Raw genomic sequence first — 12,404 nt, forward strand, 5'->3', positions numbered from 1 at the left:
TTACTCTGGGTTGTCCGCGAGGGATCTCGCCGCCCGGACGCAGTGCGCGAGCACCCGACGCGCGTACGCCGGGGAAGCTCCCGCGAGTCCGCATGCCGGGGTGACGGTGACCGCCTCCGCGAGCAGCCCCGGAGGAAGCCCCAGCCTGCGCCACAGCGTCCTGACACCCAAGACGCTACCGGCAGGGTCTGACAACGGGCCGTCCGTACCCGGCACGACACCGGCGAACAGCCGGGTACCCGCCTCCACGGCCTCCCCGATCACCTCGTCGTCACGCTCGGTGAGCAGTGCGGCGTCGAAGGAGACGGCGTCCGCACCCGCCCGGCGCAGCAGCGCGAAGGGGACGTCCGGGGCACACGAGTGGACGACGACCGGGCCGTCGTGCACGGCGGCGAGGTCGCGCAGCGCCTCCTCGACGGTCTGCCGGTCCGCGGCGCGGTGCGTGCGGTACCCGCTGGCCGTGCGGACCCGTCCGCGCAGCACGGCGGTGAGGGACGGCTCGTCGAGCTGGAGCACGACCCGCGCACCGGGGATCCGGCGGCGGACCTCGGCCAGGTGCTGGCGCAGCCCCTCGGCGAGGGAGGCGGCGAGGTCGCGGCAGGCGCCGGGATCGGAGAGGGCCGCCTCGCCGTTGCGCAGCTCCAGCGCGGCGGCCAGCGTCCACACCCCGACCGCCTGGACCTTCAGCGGCCCCCGGTAGTCCTGGGTGTACTCCTCCAGGGCGTCCAGGTCCTGGCCCAGCCAGGACCGCGCCCGCCGGGTGTCGCGGCCCGGCCGGTCCCCGATCCGCCACCCGCTCGGCTCGACGCGCGCGTACAGCTCGACGAGCATCCCCGCGGTGCGCCCGATCATGTCGGCGCCCGGCCCGCGGGCGGGCAGTTCGGGCAGGAACGGGAAGTCCTCGAGGGACCCGGTGACGGTCTTGGCGGCCTCCCTGGCGTCGGTGCCGGGCATGGAGCCGACTCCGGTGGCGGGGCCGAAGCTGGACTGGCTGTTTTCACTCACCCGGGAAGCCTACGGAACGCGGGCCGGGCGTCTCACCGGCCCGGCCGCACCGTGAGGTCGTTGACCTCGGCGTCCGGCGGCAGGTCGAGTGCCATCAGCAGGGTGGTGGCGACCGACTCGGGGTCGATCCACCGCGCGGGGTCGTACTCCTTGCCCTCCTGCTGGTGGACCTTGGCCTGCATCGGGCTCGCGGTACGGCCCGGGTAGACGGTGGTGACCCGGACGCCGGCCGCGTGCTCCTCCTGGCGCAGCGAGTCGGCGAGGGCCTTCAGGCCGTGCTTGGAGGCCGCGTAGGCGGACCACTCGGCGTGCGCGTTCAGGCCCGCACCGGAGTTGACGAACAGCACGTGCCCGCGGGCGAGGCGGAGCTGGGGCAGCAGCAGCCGGGTCAGCTCGGCCGGCGCGATCAGGTTGACGTCGAGCTGGTGGTGCCAGGTCCTGGGGGTCAGTTCGCCGACCCGGCCCAGGTCCACGACGCCCGCGATGTGCAGCAGGGAGTCCACCCGGTCGGGCAGCGTCTGGTGGGAGAACGCCCAGGAGAGCCGGTCCGGTTCGGCGAGGTCGCCGACGAGTGTCCGCGCCCCGGGGTACGTCGCGGCCAGTTCCCTGGCGCGGCCCGCGTCGCGCGCGTGCAGCACCAGTTCGTCGCCGCGCGCGTGCAGGCGGCGGGCGACGGCCGCGCCGATGCCGGATCCGGCCCCGGTGATCACATGTGTTGCCATGCCCGCCATGGTCGCACCAGGGCCGCTCGGACGGTTCCGCGGCCCGCGCGGAAGGGCGGCCCGCGGCGCGGACCCCCGGCTGCGGCGTGCGTGCGGCGGGGCGGGCGGCCGAGACGGGCCGCCGGAGCGGGCGGCAGGACCGGCGGCCGAGGGGGACTCGGCTCGGCGCCGGCCGGTCCCCGTACTCGGGAAGAACGCGGGCCCCGCGAACGCTGTCCGGGGTATGACAGATGGACACACGATCACCATCGAGCAGTCCGGCCGGCATGTGCGCGTGGTGCACGAGGGCCTGGTGCTGGCGGACAGCGACCGGGCCCTGGTGCTGCGGGAGACGGGCTGTCCCCCGCGGTACTACCTCCCCGCCGAGGACGTGCGGACGGACCTGCTGACCCCGTCGGACACGCACACGTACTGCCCGTTCAAGGGCACGGCGTCCTACTGGTCGCTGCCGGACGCCCCGGACCTGGTGTGGGCCTACCCCGACCCGAAGGCGGACGTCGCGCAGATCAGGGACCGCCTCTGCTTCTACCACGTCGACGCGTCTTGACCGAGTCGACGTGTCGTGCCCGGTGAGTCCACCGCGGTAGGGCAGTCTCCTCGGGCATGGGCAAGAAGACGACTTCACGGGACGGCACGTCCCTCGCGTACGAAGTGACCGGCCAGGGGCCCGCGGTGATCCTGGTGAGCGGAGCGATGTCCACCGCGGGCACCATGGCGCCCCTGGCGCAGCGGCTCGCCGGGCGCTGCACGGCCGTGGTGTACGACCGCCGGGGCCGGGGCGGGAGCGGAGACACGGCACCGTACGCGGTGGCGCGCGAGGTCGAGGACCTGGCCGCGCTGATCGAGGCGGTGGGCGGCCGGGCGACGCTGTTCGGCGTCTCCTCGGGCGGCGCTCTGGCGCTGGAGGCGGCGGCGAGCGGGCTGCCTGCCCGTCAGGTGGCCGTGTACGAGGTTCCGTTCGCCGACCGCCGGGAGGGCGGTGTCGAGCAGCAGGACGCCTACTCGCGGAACCTGCGCCGGGCGCTCGCGGAGGGCCGGCGCGGGGACGCGGTGGAGCTGTTCCTGCGTCTGACCGGCCTGGGCGAGGACATGATCCGGGGCGCCCGCCAGGCCCCGATGTGGGCCGGTATGGAGGCCGTCGCGCCGAGTCTGGCGTACGACGACGCGGTGATGGGGGACGGCAGGCTGCCCCGCGAGCGGCTGGCCGCGGTCGCCGTGCCGGTGCTGTCGCTGGTCGGCGGGGCGAGCCCGGCCTGGCTGCGGGAGGCGGGCGAGGCGGTCGCGGACGCGGTGCCGCAGGGCAGCTGCCGGGTCCTTCCGGGCCAGACGCACATGGTGGACCCGGACGTGCTGGCGCCGATCCTGACGGAGTACCTGGAGGGTTGAACCAGGGAGCCCCGACCCGGGAGTCCCGACCCCGGAGTCCCGGACCCGAAGTCCCGGACCCGAAGTCCCGACCCCGGAGTCCCGACCGGCCGATCGCGAGGGGCCCGGGGCTGCCCGCGGCGGGCGGCCGGGTTCAGGCCGCCCCGGCCGCCGCCCGGTCCGTCGAGGCGATGGTCGCCGAGCCCACCACGCGGGTGCCGTCGTAGAGCACGATCGCCTGGCCGGGTGCGACCCCGCGGACCGGCTCGGCGAAGGCGACCCGCAGTCCGCCGTCGACGGGTTCGGCGGTCACCCCGGTCTCGCCGCCGTGGGCGCGCAGCTGGGCGGTGTAGGCGGCGGGCCCCGCGGGGGCGGCGCCGCACCAGCGGGGCCTGATCGCGGTGAGGGCGCTGACGTCGAGGGAGGCGGCCGGACCGACGGTGACCGTGTTGGTCACCGGGGAGATGTCGAGGACGTACCGCGGCTTCCCGTCGGGGGCCGGTGTGCCGAGACGCAGTCCCTTGCGCTGGCCGATGGTGAAGCCGTGGGCGCCCTGGTGGGTGCCGACCCGGGCGCCGGTCTCGTCGACGATGTCGCCCTCCGCCGTGCCGAGCCGTGCGTCGAGGAACCCCCGGGTGTCGCCGTCGGCGATGAAGCAGATGTCGTGCGAGTCGGGCTTCTTCGCCACGGACAGGCCCCGGCGCTCCGCCTCCGCGCGGATCTCGTCCTTGGTGGTGACGGTGTCGCCGAGCGGGAACATCGCGTGGGCGAGCTGCCGGCCGTCCAGGACCCCGAGGACGTACGACTGGTCCTTGGCCATGTCGGAGGCGCGGTGCAGTTCGCGGCTGCCGTCCGGCTGCGTCACCACCTTGGCGTAGTGGCCGGTGCAGACGGCGTCGAAGCCGAGGGCGAGGGCCTTGTCCAGCAGGGCGGCGAACTTGATCTTCTCGTTGCAGCGCAGGCACGGGTTGGGGGTGCGGCCGGCCTCGTACTCGGCGACGAAGTCCTCCACCACGTCCTCGCGGAAGCGCTCGGCCAGGTCCCAGACGTAGAACGGGATGCCGATGACGTCCGCGGCGCGGCGGGCGTCACGGGAGTCCTCGATGGTGCAGCAGCCCCGCGCGCCGGTGCGGAACGACTGGGGGTTCGCGGAGAGCGCGAGGTGCACGCCGGTGACGTCGTGGCCCGCCTCGGCGGCGCGGGCGGCGGCGACGGCGGAGTCCACCCCGCCGGACATGGCGGCGAGGACGCGGAGGGGACGGGAGCGCTGCGGGGTGTCAGTCATAGCCCTTCCAGGGTACGGGGGGACGGGAACCGGAACCCACGGGTTTGCGTTCACGTACACGTGGGGGAATCGGGCGGGGACGGGGGACGGCGGGTCCGGCGGCGTGATCTGCTGCTCGGCGGTGCGGTGGCCGCGGGGGCGGTGGGGCTGGTCGCGAGGGGCGGCCGTCTGCCGTGGGAGCGGCCCTCCGGGCCGCGGCGGCCGCGGGTGGCGGGCGCGGTGGACTTCGCGGGGGCCCGCTGGGTGGCTGCGTCGCCGGCGAACTTCCGGTGGGCCGACCGGCCCCGCGACTACGCGGTGGACCGGGTGGTCGTGCATGTCACCCAGGGCGACTACGGCAGCGCGGTCGCCGCGTTCCGGGACCCCGGCCACCGGGCCGCGGCCCACTACATCGTCCGTGGGGACGGGCGGGTCACCCAGTTGGTCCGGGAGCTGGACGTGGCCTTCCACGCGGGCAACCGGGAGTACAACGAGCGCAGCGTCGGTATCGAGCACGAGGGCTTCGTGGACCGGCCCGAGGACTTCACCGACGCCCTGTACGCGGCCTCCGCGCGGCTGGCGGCGGCGGTCTGCCGGCGCTACCGCATCCCCGTGGACCGGGAGCACCTCATCGGCCACTCCGAGGTGCCGGGGGCCGACCACACCGATCCGGGTCGGTACTGGGACTGGGACCGGTATCTGCGCCTGGTACGGGGCGCCCACGCGGAGACCGGCGCGAGCCGGAGCCCGGCTCCGACACCGCGCTGACGGCACCGGGCGGGCGGCCGCGGCCGCAGGACACCGCCGACGGCACTCGCGGGCGAACGGCCGCGGGCCGGGACCGGCGGCCGGGGCGGGGAGCGGCGACGTCGCTCCGGCGTCCGGGGCCCTCCGGGCCTCCGGGGGCTGGGCCGGGCGCCGGAGCGGGGCGGCGGTCCCGAGGGCCGGCCTCAGCTCAGTCCGGCCGCCCGCGCCCGCTGCACCGCGGGGCCGATGGCCTCCGCCACGGCCGCCACGTCGGCCTCGGTGGAGGTGTGGCCGAGGGAGAACCGCAGGGTGCCGCGGGCCAGTTGCGGATCGGTGCCGGTGGCCAGCAGGACGTGGCTGGGCTGGGCGATGCCGGCGGTGCAGGCGGATCCGGTGGAGCAGGCGATGCCCTGGGCGTCCAGCAGCAGGAGCAGGGAGTCGCCCTCGCACCCGGGGAAGGTGAAGTGGGCGTTGGCCGGGAGGCGTCCCTCGGGCGAGGGGTCGCCGCCGAGGAGGGCGTCCGGCACGGCCGCGCGGACGGCGGCGACCAGCCGGTCGCGCAGGGCGCCGATCTCCCGGGCGAAGTCCTCGCGCCGCTCGGCGGCGATCCGGCCGGCGACCGCGAAGGAGGCGACGGCCGGGACGTCCAGGGTGCCGGAGCGGACATGGCGCTCCTGCCCGCCGCCGTGCAGCACGGGTACGGGGCTCTGCTCGCGGCCGAGGACGAGGGCGCCGATGCCGTACGGCCCGCCGATCTTGTGTCCGGACACCGTCATGGCGGCGAGGCCGGAGGCGGCGAAGTCGACCGGGAGCTGTCCGAAGGCCTGCACCGCGTCGGCGTGCAGCGGGATGCCGTACTCGGCGGCGGTGTCGGCGAGTTCGCGGACCGGCATCACGGTGCCGATCTCGTTGTTCGCCCACATCACGGTGGCCAGGGCGACGTCGTCCGGGTTGCGGGCGATGGCCTCGCGCAGGGCCTCGGGGTGGACGCGGCCGTGGCCGTCGACGGGGAGGTACTCGACGGTGGCGCCCTCGTGCTCGCCGAGCCAGTCGACGGCGTCCAGGACGGCGTGGTGCTCGACGGGGCTCGCGAGGACCCGGGTGCGGGCCGGGTCGGCGTCGCGGCGCGACCAGTACAGGCCCTTGACGGCGAGGTTGTCCGCCTCGGTACCGCCGGAGGTGAGGACCACTTCGCTGGGGCGGGCGCCGAGCGCTTCCGCGAGGGCCTCGCGGGCCTCCTCGACGGTGCGCCTGGCGCGGCGGCCCGCCGCGTGGAGTGAGGAGGCGTTGCCGGTGACCCCCAGCTGGGCGGTCAGGGCCTGCGCCGCCTCCGGGAGCATCGTGGTGGTCGCGGCGTGGTCGAGGTAAGCCATGGTGACGCCGATTCTACGGGGCGCTCCGGGCGGCCCCCGGGCCGGAGTCCGCGGGGCGGCGGCCCCCTAGAAGCTCCAGGACACGGTGTTGTCCACCTGCATGAAGACCAGCAGCAGGACCAGGTCGGCGACGCCGAGGCCCAGGCCCAGGTAGGCGCGGGCGGGGCGGCGGGTCCCGCGCCACAGCGCGGTGCCGGCCAGCGCGATGGCGATGGGCCCGAGGAAGAGGTTGAGGACGAGCAGGCCCAGCAGGCCCAGGATGAAGGACGCGACGGCCATGCCGTCGGCGTCGCGGGTACCGGTGCTCGGTGTGGCCGGTGCGGTGAGGTGCATGGTGGTCGGCTCCCGACGGTCGGACGGAGTTTCGGGCTGGGTGGTCACCGCGGTGGGTCCGTGCGGCGTCAGTGGGTGGAGGTGCGGCGGCGGCGGGCGCGCCGCTCGCGGAGGCCGAAGACGGCCAGCCAGGCGGCGACGGCGACGGCGGTGGCCACCGTGAAGCTCAGCGGCGCGTGGGCCACGGTGCCCATGACCACGCCGAGCAGCAGGAGTGCGGCGACGAGGAACAGCATGAGACGAGATCCCCTCCGAAGTGCTCTCGTGAAGTTTCGGTGAACGGTTGTAGTAACACTTGTTCACTGACTTCAGTCTAGCGCGCGGCCCGGCTTTCCAATTCCAGAGAACAGTTGTTAACTGCATGGTATGAGTCACACTCTCGGCGTCCGGCAGGCCCGGAAGCAGAAGACCCGGCAGGCGCTGCTGGACGCGGCGCTGGGCCTGCTGGCCGAGCAGAGCCTGAGCAGCCTGGGCCTGCGCGAGGTCACCCGCGAGGTCGGCGTGGCGCCGACCGCCTTCTACCGGCACTTCCGCTCCACGGCGGACCTGGGCGTGGCGCTGGTCGAGGAGGCGCTGGGCAGTCTGCACCCGATGATCCGGACGACGGTGTCCACGGCGGGCGACAGCGAGGAGCGCATCGCGCGCACCGTGGACCTGATCGCCCGCCATGTGCGCACTTACCCCGCACACGTCCGCTTCATCGCCCGGGAGCGCAACGGCGGGGTGCAGCCGGTACGGCAGGCCATCCACGACCAGTTGACGCGGTTCGCCGACGAGGTGAAGGACGAACTGGCCGCGGACCCGGTGTCCGCGGGCTGGAACGACGACGATCTGCTGATGCTCGCCCACCTGTACGTCGACCAGATGCTGATCACCGCCTCGCTGTTCCTGGAGGCGCTCGACGGCTCCGAGGCGGAGCGGGAGCGGATCGCCCGGATGGCACGCCGGCAGATGCGCCTGATCAGCATCGGACGCCTCCACTGGCACGACTGACCGGGACGGCGCGGGGGTTTCAGGGCGGCCGGGCGGCGGGGCGGGACACCGGGCCGACCCCGGGCCGACCGGGCGCGGCGGGCATGCCGGGCGCGGCGGGCATGCCGGGCGGGGCGGGCATGCCGGGCGGGGAGGAGGGCCGGGCCGGCACAGGCGACCGGGACGGGCCGAACGGGCGGAGGACGGCCGGGCGGCCTGGGCGGCGCCCGGACCGGTCAGGCCCGGGCCGATCGGGTCTGACCGGTCAGCACCGGTCGGGAACGGCCCGCACCGAGCGCGGACCGGGAGAGCCGCGCCACGCACCGGCCGTGCCACGCACCGAGCGCGGCACGCCTGACCGCGGCCCCCAGGGAAGGTCGGCGGCCCGGCCGGGCCGCCGGCCGTTCAGCCGAGCCTGACCCGGGCGAGCTGGCGGGACTGCGCCACCAGGCGGCCCGCCTCGTCCCACACCTCGGCGTCCTCCTCCAGGAAGCCGCCGGCCAGGTTGCGGGTGGTGACGGCCACGCGCAGCGGGCCCGGGGCGGGGCGGCAGCGGATGTGGACCGTCAGCTCCACGGTCGGCACCCAGCCGGACAGGCCCAGTTCGAAGGCGGTGGGGGGCAGGGCGTCCACCGCGAGCAGGAGGGACAGCGGGTCGGCGTCGCGGCCGTCGGCCAGACCGAACCAGGCCCGCATCTCGCCGTTGCCCGAGGGCTGACCGAGCGCCCAGCCGAGGGTGGCCGGGTCGAGCTTGAGCATCAGGCGCTCGGTGATGGCGGAGCTGCCGGGCAGCGGCGCCGGACCGTCCGCGGGTCCGAAGCACTGCTCGATCGGCGGCAGCGCGGGCGGCTCGGCCGTGGTGCGGACGTCGTCCGGCAGCGCGGCCAGATCGCCGTAGGAGGCGAGGACGCGGATCCGCTCCACCTCGGCGCCGTCCTCGTCGTACTGGAACAGCGAGGCCTGACCGGTGGACAGGGTGCGGCCGGTGCGGACGACGTCGGTGCGGACGACGGCCGGGCCGGGCTGGGACGCGGTCAGGTAGTGCGCGGAGACGGTGAAGGGGTCGGAGTGCGGCAGGGCGTCCGCGAGGGCGCGGCCGAGTACGGCCAGCAGATAGCCGCCGTTGACGGCACTGATGATCGTCCAGCCGGCCGAGAGGTCGATGTCGTAGACGTCCGGGGCGCGGCGGGTGAGGGCGGTGTCCCGGTCGAACTCGCTGTGGCCGATGGCGGCGCGCGGGGCCGCCGCGGAAGCTGCTTCTGGCATGACCGAACGGTACAACGGAAAAATACTAAGCGGTAGCTTTGATCGGTCGTAGGGTCGGGGACGCGCGCTCACTCCTCCCGCACCGTGGAGCGCCGGTTCCACGCCCGGGGAGCCCGCCAGTGGAAGCGCATCGCCAGCAGGCGCAGCGAGAAGGCGGTCACCGCGGCCAGAGCGGTGGCCAGCGGGGTCAGCAGGTCGTAGCGGATGAAGACGGCGACCATGGCGGCACCCACGATGGCGGGGACCGCGTACAGGTCGCGGTCCCAGCGCAGCAGCGAGGGCACCTCGTTGGCCAGCACGTCGCGCAGCACACCGCCCCCGACCGCGGTGGCCAGGCCCAGGGTCGCCGACGAGGTGAGGCTGAGCCCGTAGTCGTACGCCTTGGTCGTCCCGGCGACGCAGAACATGCCCAGTCCGGCTGCGTCGAAGACGTTGACGCCGACCTGGATGCGCTCCACGTGGGGATGCAGGAAGAACACCAGCACGGCCGCGAACAGCGGCGTGACGAAGTACCCCAGGTCGGTGAAGGCGGCCGGCGGCACGGCCCCGATGACGAGGTCGCGGAAGAGCCCGCCACCCAGCGCGGTCACCTCGGCGAGGACGGCGATGCCGAACACGTCGAAGTTCTTCCGGACCGCCAGCAGCGCGCCGGAGATGGCGAAGACGAAGATGCCGATCAGGTCGAGCGTGTGCTGGACGGACGGGTTGAACAGTTGGTCGTACACCCGACCATTCTCGCCCGGCGGCGCGCCCCTCCCGACCGAACGCCGACAGGCGCGGATCCCTTCCGGGGACGGCCGAGCCGGGGTTTCGCCGATTCGGGTGCGGGGGGAGGGTGTCGTCCCCACCTCGCCCGCAGAGGAGGGCCGTCGGATGGGCTCGTCGGCAACTGCTTCGCGTGATGATGCAGCTTCAGCTCGCGGCGCCGCTGCGGCGGGCGTAGGCGCGGGCGGCGCGGGCCCGGTCTCCGCAGCGGGTGGAGCACCAGTGGCGCCGACCGTGTGTGCGCAGGAGGAATCGGTCGCAGGGAGCGGAGCCGCAGGCTGCCAGGAGGTCGGCGTCCGGGCCGGTGAGCAGGTCGGCGGCGTCGGCTGCCAGGGTCGCGAGGGCGTGGTTGACGGCCTGGTCGGTGGGGTGGGCCTGCATACGGCGCAGCCCTTGGGCGCCGTCCCAGGCGAGCAGGGGTGCGATGGGTACCGAGACCAGGGCCTCGTTCACCGCGCGCAGGGATTCCTCGGGCGGGGTGGTGCCGTCGACGCGTGCGGCGAACAGGGCCCGGACGTGTCCGCGCAGGGTGCGCATCCGCTGGGCGCACACCTCGTACAGCTGCACGTCCGGGGTGGTCAGGTGGTGCGCGATGAGCCAGCGCACGGCGCACTCGGGTGCGGCCAGCAGGTCGTAGCCCTGACCTGCCGGCAGGGTCGCGGCGGTGTCGGCGAAGTCCAGGGAGCGGTAGCGCTCGGCACCCGGGGCCGGCGGCAGGACGGTCTTCGCGACGGGGTCGGGCAGGGCCTCATCCATGCCACTCATGGTAGCGCTTGCATTTTTCCGTGAGACCTCCCTATGGTTGAAGTCACGGAAAAAATGCTTGGTATGCGTGAGAAACGAGGAGACGTCATGTCCCAGCACGACGCCCTGCAGTTCCCGGTCCGCGTCTTCGGCGGCCCGACCGCCCTGTTCGAGTACGGCGGCCTGCGCTTTCTGACCGACCCGACGTTCGACGGCCCCCGCGACTACGCCACCCCCGGCGCCCCGACCCTGACCAAGACCGCCGACTCCGCCATCACGCCCGCCGAGGTCGGCCCCGTCGACGTGGTCCTGCTCTCGCACGACGAGCACCCCGACAACCTCGACACCTCCGGCCGCGCGATGCTCGCCGACGTCCCCCTCACCCTCACCACCCCCGGCGGCGGCGAGCGCCTCGGGGCGAAGGCCAGGGGCCTCGCCGACTGGGAGTCGATCGACCTGGAGCGACCGGGCGGCGGCACCGTCACCGTCACCGGCGCGCCCGCCGTCCACGGCCCCGGGTCCCGCGAGGAGGTCGAGCCGTTCTGCGGCCAAGTCGTCGGCTTCGTCCTGACGGGCGAGGGACTGCCCACGGTCTACGTCAGCGGCGACAACGCCTCGCTCGACGTGGTCAAGGAGATCGCCGAGCGCTTCGGCCCGGTGGACACCGCGGTGCTGTTCGCCGGAGCACCCCGTTTCCCCATGCTCTTCGACGGCCTGCCGATCGTCCTGGACAGCGCACAGGCCGCCGAGGCCGCCCGGATCCTCGGTGCCCGCCGCGTTGTCCCCGCCCACCACGACAGCTGGGCCCACTTCACCGAGGGCCGCAAGGAGCTGGAGGCCGCCTTTGCCGCCGCCGGCCTGACCGACCGCCTGGACCGGGAGTGGATCGGGCGCGCCTGAGACACCCTCCGTCCACCGGTCGACGGGCTGGTCCGCGGCCTTCCACCTTGCGCGTACCTCACAGCATCACGGCCACCGAAGCCGACCGGCTCGTGTCAGGCGGACGACCCCGACATCACTCGTTCAAGCTCAGCAGGCGAGCGGCGAAGCCCACGCGCCGGCCTTTTCGCAAAACCCCGGAAATTGACCCGCCGAAGCCGCCTCGCACATATCCGACGGCGATTGACACACAGACGGTCAGGGCCTGTCGGCAACTGCGGCAAAACGCGACCGCAACAGCGGACCCGGCCGTCGGCCACTGGGTTCGACTTCAACGGAAGGTCACTAAAAACATGACATGGCGGACTTGGAGAGCGAGCTGGCACGGTACACGCAGCGACTCGCCGACAGACACCTCGGCGAAGAGGACCTCCATACGATCAAGCGCAGCGTCATCGACTCCTACGCGGGAATCTGCGCCTCGACGGCGGACCGGGAACTCCTGAACGAATTCCGCCGCATGACCATGGGACCGGGGGCCGGGTCGGGCAGCGCCGTCTGGGGCGTCGAAGGATCGAGGTGAGGGAGGGTCCGGCGATGACTCGGAAGTTCCCTCCGGCGACACCGTGCCGTATATCCGTGACGCTCCGGGGCGGGGAAGTCGCGTGCCGGGAGCGCGACTTCTCACGGGGCGACCCGCACGACCCGCTGTCCGATGACGAGGTCTCGGCGAAACTGCGTGGGAACCTCGACCGTGTGGCGTCGTCGACGGACCGGGGCGAAATCCTCACCGACCTGTGGAACCTGGAGGAGCTCGAAGACCTGTCGCCCCTGTTGGCTCCGCTGAAACAGGACCTGACGACGACGGGGGCACAAGGGTCCGTCCCGTAAGCGGTCTCCGGCAGACCACCGGCCCGACGCCGAACCCCGCCGCGCCGTCATCCGGGCGGGGCGGGGGTTCGCGGGACA

At 74.0% G+C, this 12,404-nt stretch carries 16 protein-coding genes; 7 read left to right on the top strand and 9 right to left on the bottom strand.

What is annotated here, in order from left to right; all coding sequences use genetic code 11:
• Both ACL02U_RS14350 and ACL02U_RS14355 read right to left on the bottom strand, forming a co-directional pair.
• On the bottom strand, positions 1–1,005 hold the full coding sequence (locus tag ACL02U_RS14350; protein WP_412791180.1) for a methionine synthase: 1,005 nt from the start codon (positions 1,003–1,005) through the stop codon (positions 1–3).
• A 32-nt stretch (positions 1,006–1,037) separates the two neighbouring features.
• Positions 1,038–1,736 carry an SDR family oxidoreductase gene (locus tag ACL02U_RS14355; RefSeq protein WP_412791181.1) on the bottom strand — a complete coding sequence of 233 codons (699 nt, stop codon included), beginning with the start codon at positions 1,734–1,736 and terminating at the stop codon, positions 1,038–1,040.
• Between the two features lie 214 nt (positions 1,737–1,950).
• On the opposite strand from ACL02U_RS14355, the gene ACL02U_RS14360 reads away from it, so the two are divergent.
• Positions 1,951–2,274, top strand: a complete 324-nt coding sequence (locus ACL02U_RS14360) for a DUF427 domain-containing protein (RefSeq protein ID WP_412791182.1) — start codon at positions 1,951–1,953, stop codon at positions 2,272–2,274.
• A gap of 56 nt (positions 2,275–2,330) precedes the next feature.
• Positions 2,331–3,113 carry an alpha/beta fold hydrolase gene (locus ACL02U_RS14365; RefSeq protein ID WP_412791183.1) on the top strand — a complete coding sequence of 261 codons (783 nt, stop codon included), beginning with the start codon at positions 2,331–2,333 and terminating at the stop codon, positions 3,111–3,113.
• 133 nt (positions 3,114–3,246) lie between these two features.
• Here the strand turns inward: ACL02U_RS14365 and mnmA are convergent, their stop codons facing one another.
• Complete coding sequence (mnmA, locus tag ACL02U_RS14370; RefSeq protein WP_412791184.1) at positions 3,247–4,377, bottom strand: tRNA 2-thiouridine(34) synthase MnmA; 1,131 nt, start codon at positions 4,375–4,377, stop codon at positions 3,247–3,249.
• A gap of 60 nt (positions 4,378–4,437) precedes the next feature.
• Between mnmA and ACL02U_RS14375 the strand changes: the two genes are divergently transcribed.
• Positions 4,438–5,124: an N-acetylmuramoyl-L-alanine amidase gene (locus tag ACL02U_RS14375; protein ID WP_412791185.1), complete on the top strand. Its 687-nt coding sequence runs from the start codon at positions 4,438–4,440 to the stop codon at positions 5,122–5,124.
• 182 nt (positions 5,125–5,306) lie between these two features.
• Here the strand turns inward: ACL02U_RS14375 and ACL02U_RS14380 are convergent, their stop codons facing one another.
• The 3 genes from ACL02U_RS14380 to ACL02U_RS14390 all read right to left on the bottom strand — a co-directional run bounded on the left by ACL02U_RS14380 (position 5,307) and on the right by ACL02U_RS14390 (position 7,045).
• Positions 5,307–6,476, bottom strand: coding sequence for a cysteine desulfurase family protein (locus tag ACL02U_RS14380; protein ID WP_412791186.1), 1,170 nt, complete (start codon positions 6,474–6,476; stop codon positions 5,307–5,309).
• Positions 6,477–6,542: 66 nt separating this feature from the next.
• Positions 6,543–6,809, bottom strand: coding sequence for a DUF4190 domain-containing protein (locus ACL02U_RS14385; protein WP_412791242.1), 267 nt, complete (start codon positions 6,807–6,809; stop codon positions 6,543–6,545).
• Positions 6,810–6,877: 68 nt separating this feature from the next.
• Positions 6,878–7,045 carry a hypothetical protein gene (locus tag ACL02U_RS14390; protein WP_412791187.1) on the bottom strand — a complete coding sequence of 56 codons (168 nt, stop codon included), beginning with the start codon at positions 7,043–7,045 and terminating at the stop codon, positions 6,878–6,880.
• Between the two features lie 130 nt (positions 7,046–7,175).
• Here ACL02U_RS14390 and ACL02U_RS14395 point away from each other — a divergent pair, with 130 nt between their 5' ends.
• Positions 7,176–7,802 carry a TetR family transcriptional regulator gene (locus tag ACL02U_RS14395; protein WP_412791188.1) on the top strand — a complete coding sequence of 209 codons (627 nt, stop codon included), beginning with the start codon at positions 7,176–7,178 and terminating at the stop codon, positions 7,800–7,802.
• A gap of 384 nt (positions 7,803–8,186) precedes the next feature.
• On the opposite strand, the gene ACL02U_RS14400 is transcribed toward ACL02U_RS14395, so the two are convergent.
• The 3 genes from ACL02U_RS14400 to ACL02U_RS14410 form a co-directional block, all read right to left on the bottom strand.
• Positions 8,187–9,047, bottom strand: a complete 861-nt coding sequence (locus tag ACL02U_RS14400; protein ID WP_412791189.1) for a thioesterase family protein — start codon at positions 9,045–9,047, stop codon at positions 8,187–8,189.
• 68 nt (positions 9,048–9,115) lie between these two features.
• On the bottom strand, positions 9,116–9,772 hold the full coding sequence (locus ACL02U_RS14405; RefSeq protein ID WP_412791190.1) for a trimeric intracellular cation channel family protein: 657 nt from the start codon (positions 9,770–9,772) through the stop codon (positions 9,116–9,118).
• 187 nt (positions 9,773–9,959) lie between these two features.
• Complete coding sequence (locus tag ACL02U_RS14410) at positions 9,960–10,568, bottom strand: ABATE domain-containing protein (protein ID WP_412791191.1); 609 nt, start codon at positions 10,566–10,568, stop codon at positions 9,960–9,962.
• A 96-nt stretch (positions 10,569–10,664) separates the two neighbouring features.
• Between ACL02U_RS14410 and ACL02U_RS14415 the strand changes: the two genes are divergently transcribed.
• The 3 genes from ACL02U_RS14415 (at position 10,665) to ACL02U_RS14425 (ending at position 12,326) form a co-directional block, all read left to right on the top strand.
• Positions 10,665–11,456 (top strand): MBL fold metallo-hydrolase, encoded by a 792-nt coding sequence (locus ACL02U_RS14415; RefSeq protein ID WP_412791192.1) that lies wholly within the window; start codon positions 10,665–10,667, stop codon positions 11,454–11,456.
• A gap of 337 nt (positions 11,457–11,793) precedes the next feature.
• Positions 11,794–12,018 carry a hypothetical protein gene (locus ACL02U_RS14420; RefSeq protein WP_412791193.1) on the top strand — a complete coding sequence of 75 codons (225 nt, stop codon included), beginning with the start codon at positions 11,794–11,796 and terminating at the stop codon, positions 12,016–12,018.
• 14 nt (positions 12,019–12,032) lie between these two features.
• Positions 12,033–12,326 (top strand): hypothetical protein, encoded by a 294-nt coding sequence (locus ACL02U_RS14425; protein WP_412791194.1) that lies wholly within the window; start codon positions 12,033–12,035, stop codon positions 12,324–12,326.
• Positions 12,327–12,404: the final 78 nt, after the last annotated feature.

It is taken from the genome of Streptomyces sp. MS06, assembly GCF_047200655.1.
In the GTDB taxonomy this organism is placed as follows: Bacteria; Actinomycetota; Actinomycetes; order Streptomycetales; family Streptomycetaceae; genus Streptomyces.

Excerpts from the sequence above, each read along its gene's own strand:
- ACL02U_RS14355 (WP_412791181.1), bottom strand. The coding sequence starts at position 1,736 with ATGGCGGGCATGGCAACACATGTGATCACCGGGGCCGGATCCGGCATC.
- ACL02U_RS14360 (WP_412791182.1), top strand. The coding sequence starts at position 1,951 with ATGACAGATGGACACACGATCACCATCGAGCAGTCCGGCCGGCATGTG.
- ACL02U_RS14365 (WP_412791183.1), top strand. The coding sequence starts at position 2,331 with ATGGGCAAGAAGACGACTTCACGGGACGGCACGTCCCTCGCGTACGAA.
- mnmA (WP_412791184.1), bottom strand. The coding sequence starts at position 4,377 with ATGACTGACACCCCGCAGCGCTCCCGTCCCCTCCGCGTCCTCGCCGCC.
- ACL02U_RS14380 (WP_412791186.1), bottom strand. The coding sequence starts at position 6,476 with ATGGCTTACCTCGACCACGCCGCGACCACCACGATGCTCCCGGAGGCG.
- ACL02U_RS14385 (WP_412791242.1), bottom strand. The coding sequence starts at position 6,809 with ATGCACCTCACCGCACCGGCCACACCGAGCACCGGTACCCGCGACGCC.
- ACL02U_RS14390 (WP_412791187.1), bottom strand. The coding sequence starts at position 7,045 with ATGCTGTTCCTCGTCGCCGCACTCCTGCTGCTCGGCGTGGTCATGGGC.
- ACL02U_RS14395 (WP_412791188.1), top strand. The coding sequence starts at position 7,176 with ATGAGTCACACTCTCGGCGTCCGGCAGGCCCGGAAGCAGAAGACCCGG.
- ACL02U_RS14400 (WP_412791189.1), bottom strand. The coding sequence starts at position 9,047 with ATGCCAGAAGCAGCTTCCGCGGCGGCCCCGCGCGCCGCCATCGGCCAC.
- ACL02U_RS14410 (WP_412791191.1), bottom strand. The coding sequence starts at position 10,568 with ATGGATGAGGCCCTGCCCGACCCCGTCGCGAAGACCGTCCTGCCGCCG.
- ACL02U_RS14415 (WP_412791192.1), top strand. The coding sequence starts at position 10,665 with ATGTCCCAGCACGACGCCCTGCAGTTCCCGGTCCGCGTCTTCGGCGGC.
- ACL02U_RS14420 (WP_412791193.1), top strand. The coding sequence starts at position 11,794 with ATGGCGGACTTGGAGAGCGAGCTGGCACGGTACACGCAGCGACTCGCC.
- ACL02U_RS14425 (WP_412791194.1), top strand. The coding sequence starts at position 12,033 with ATGACTCGGAAGTTCCCTCCGGCGACACCGTGCCGTATATCCGTGACG.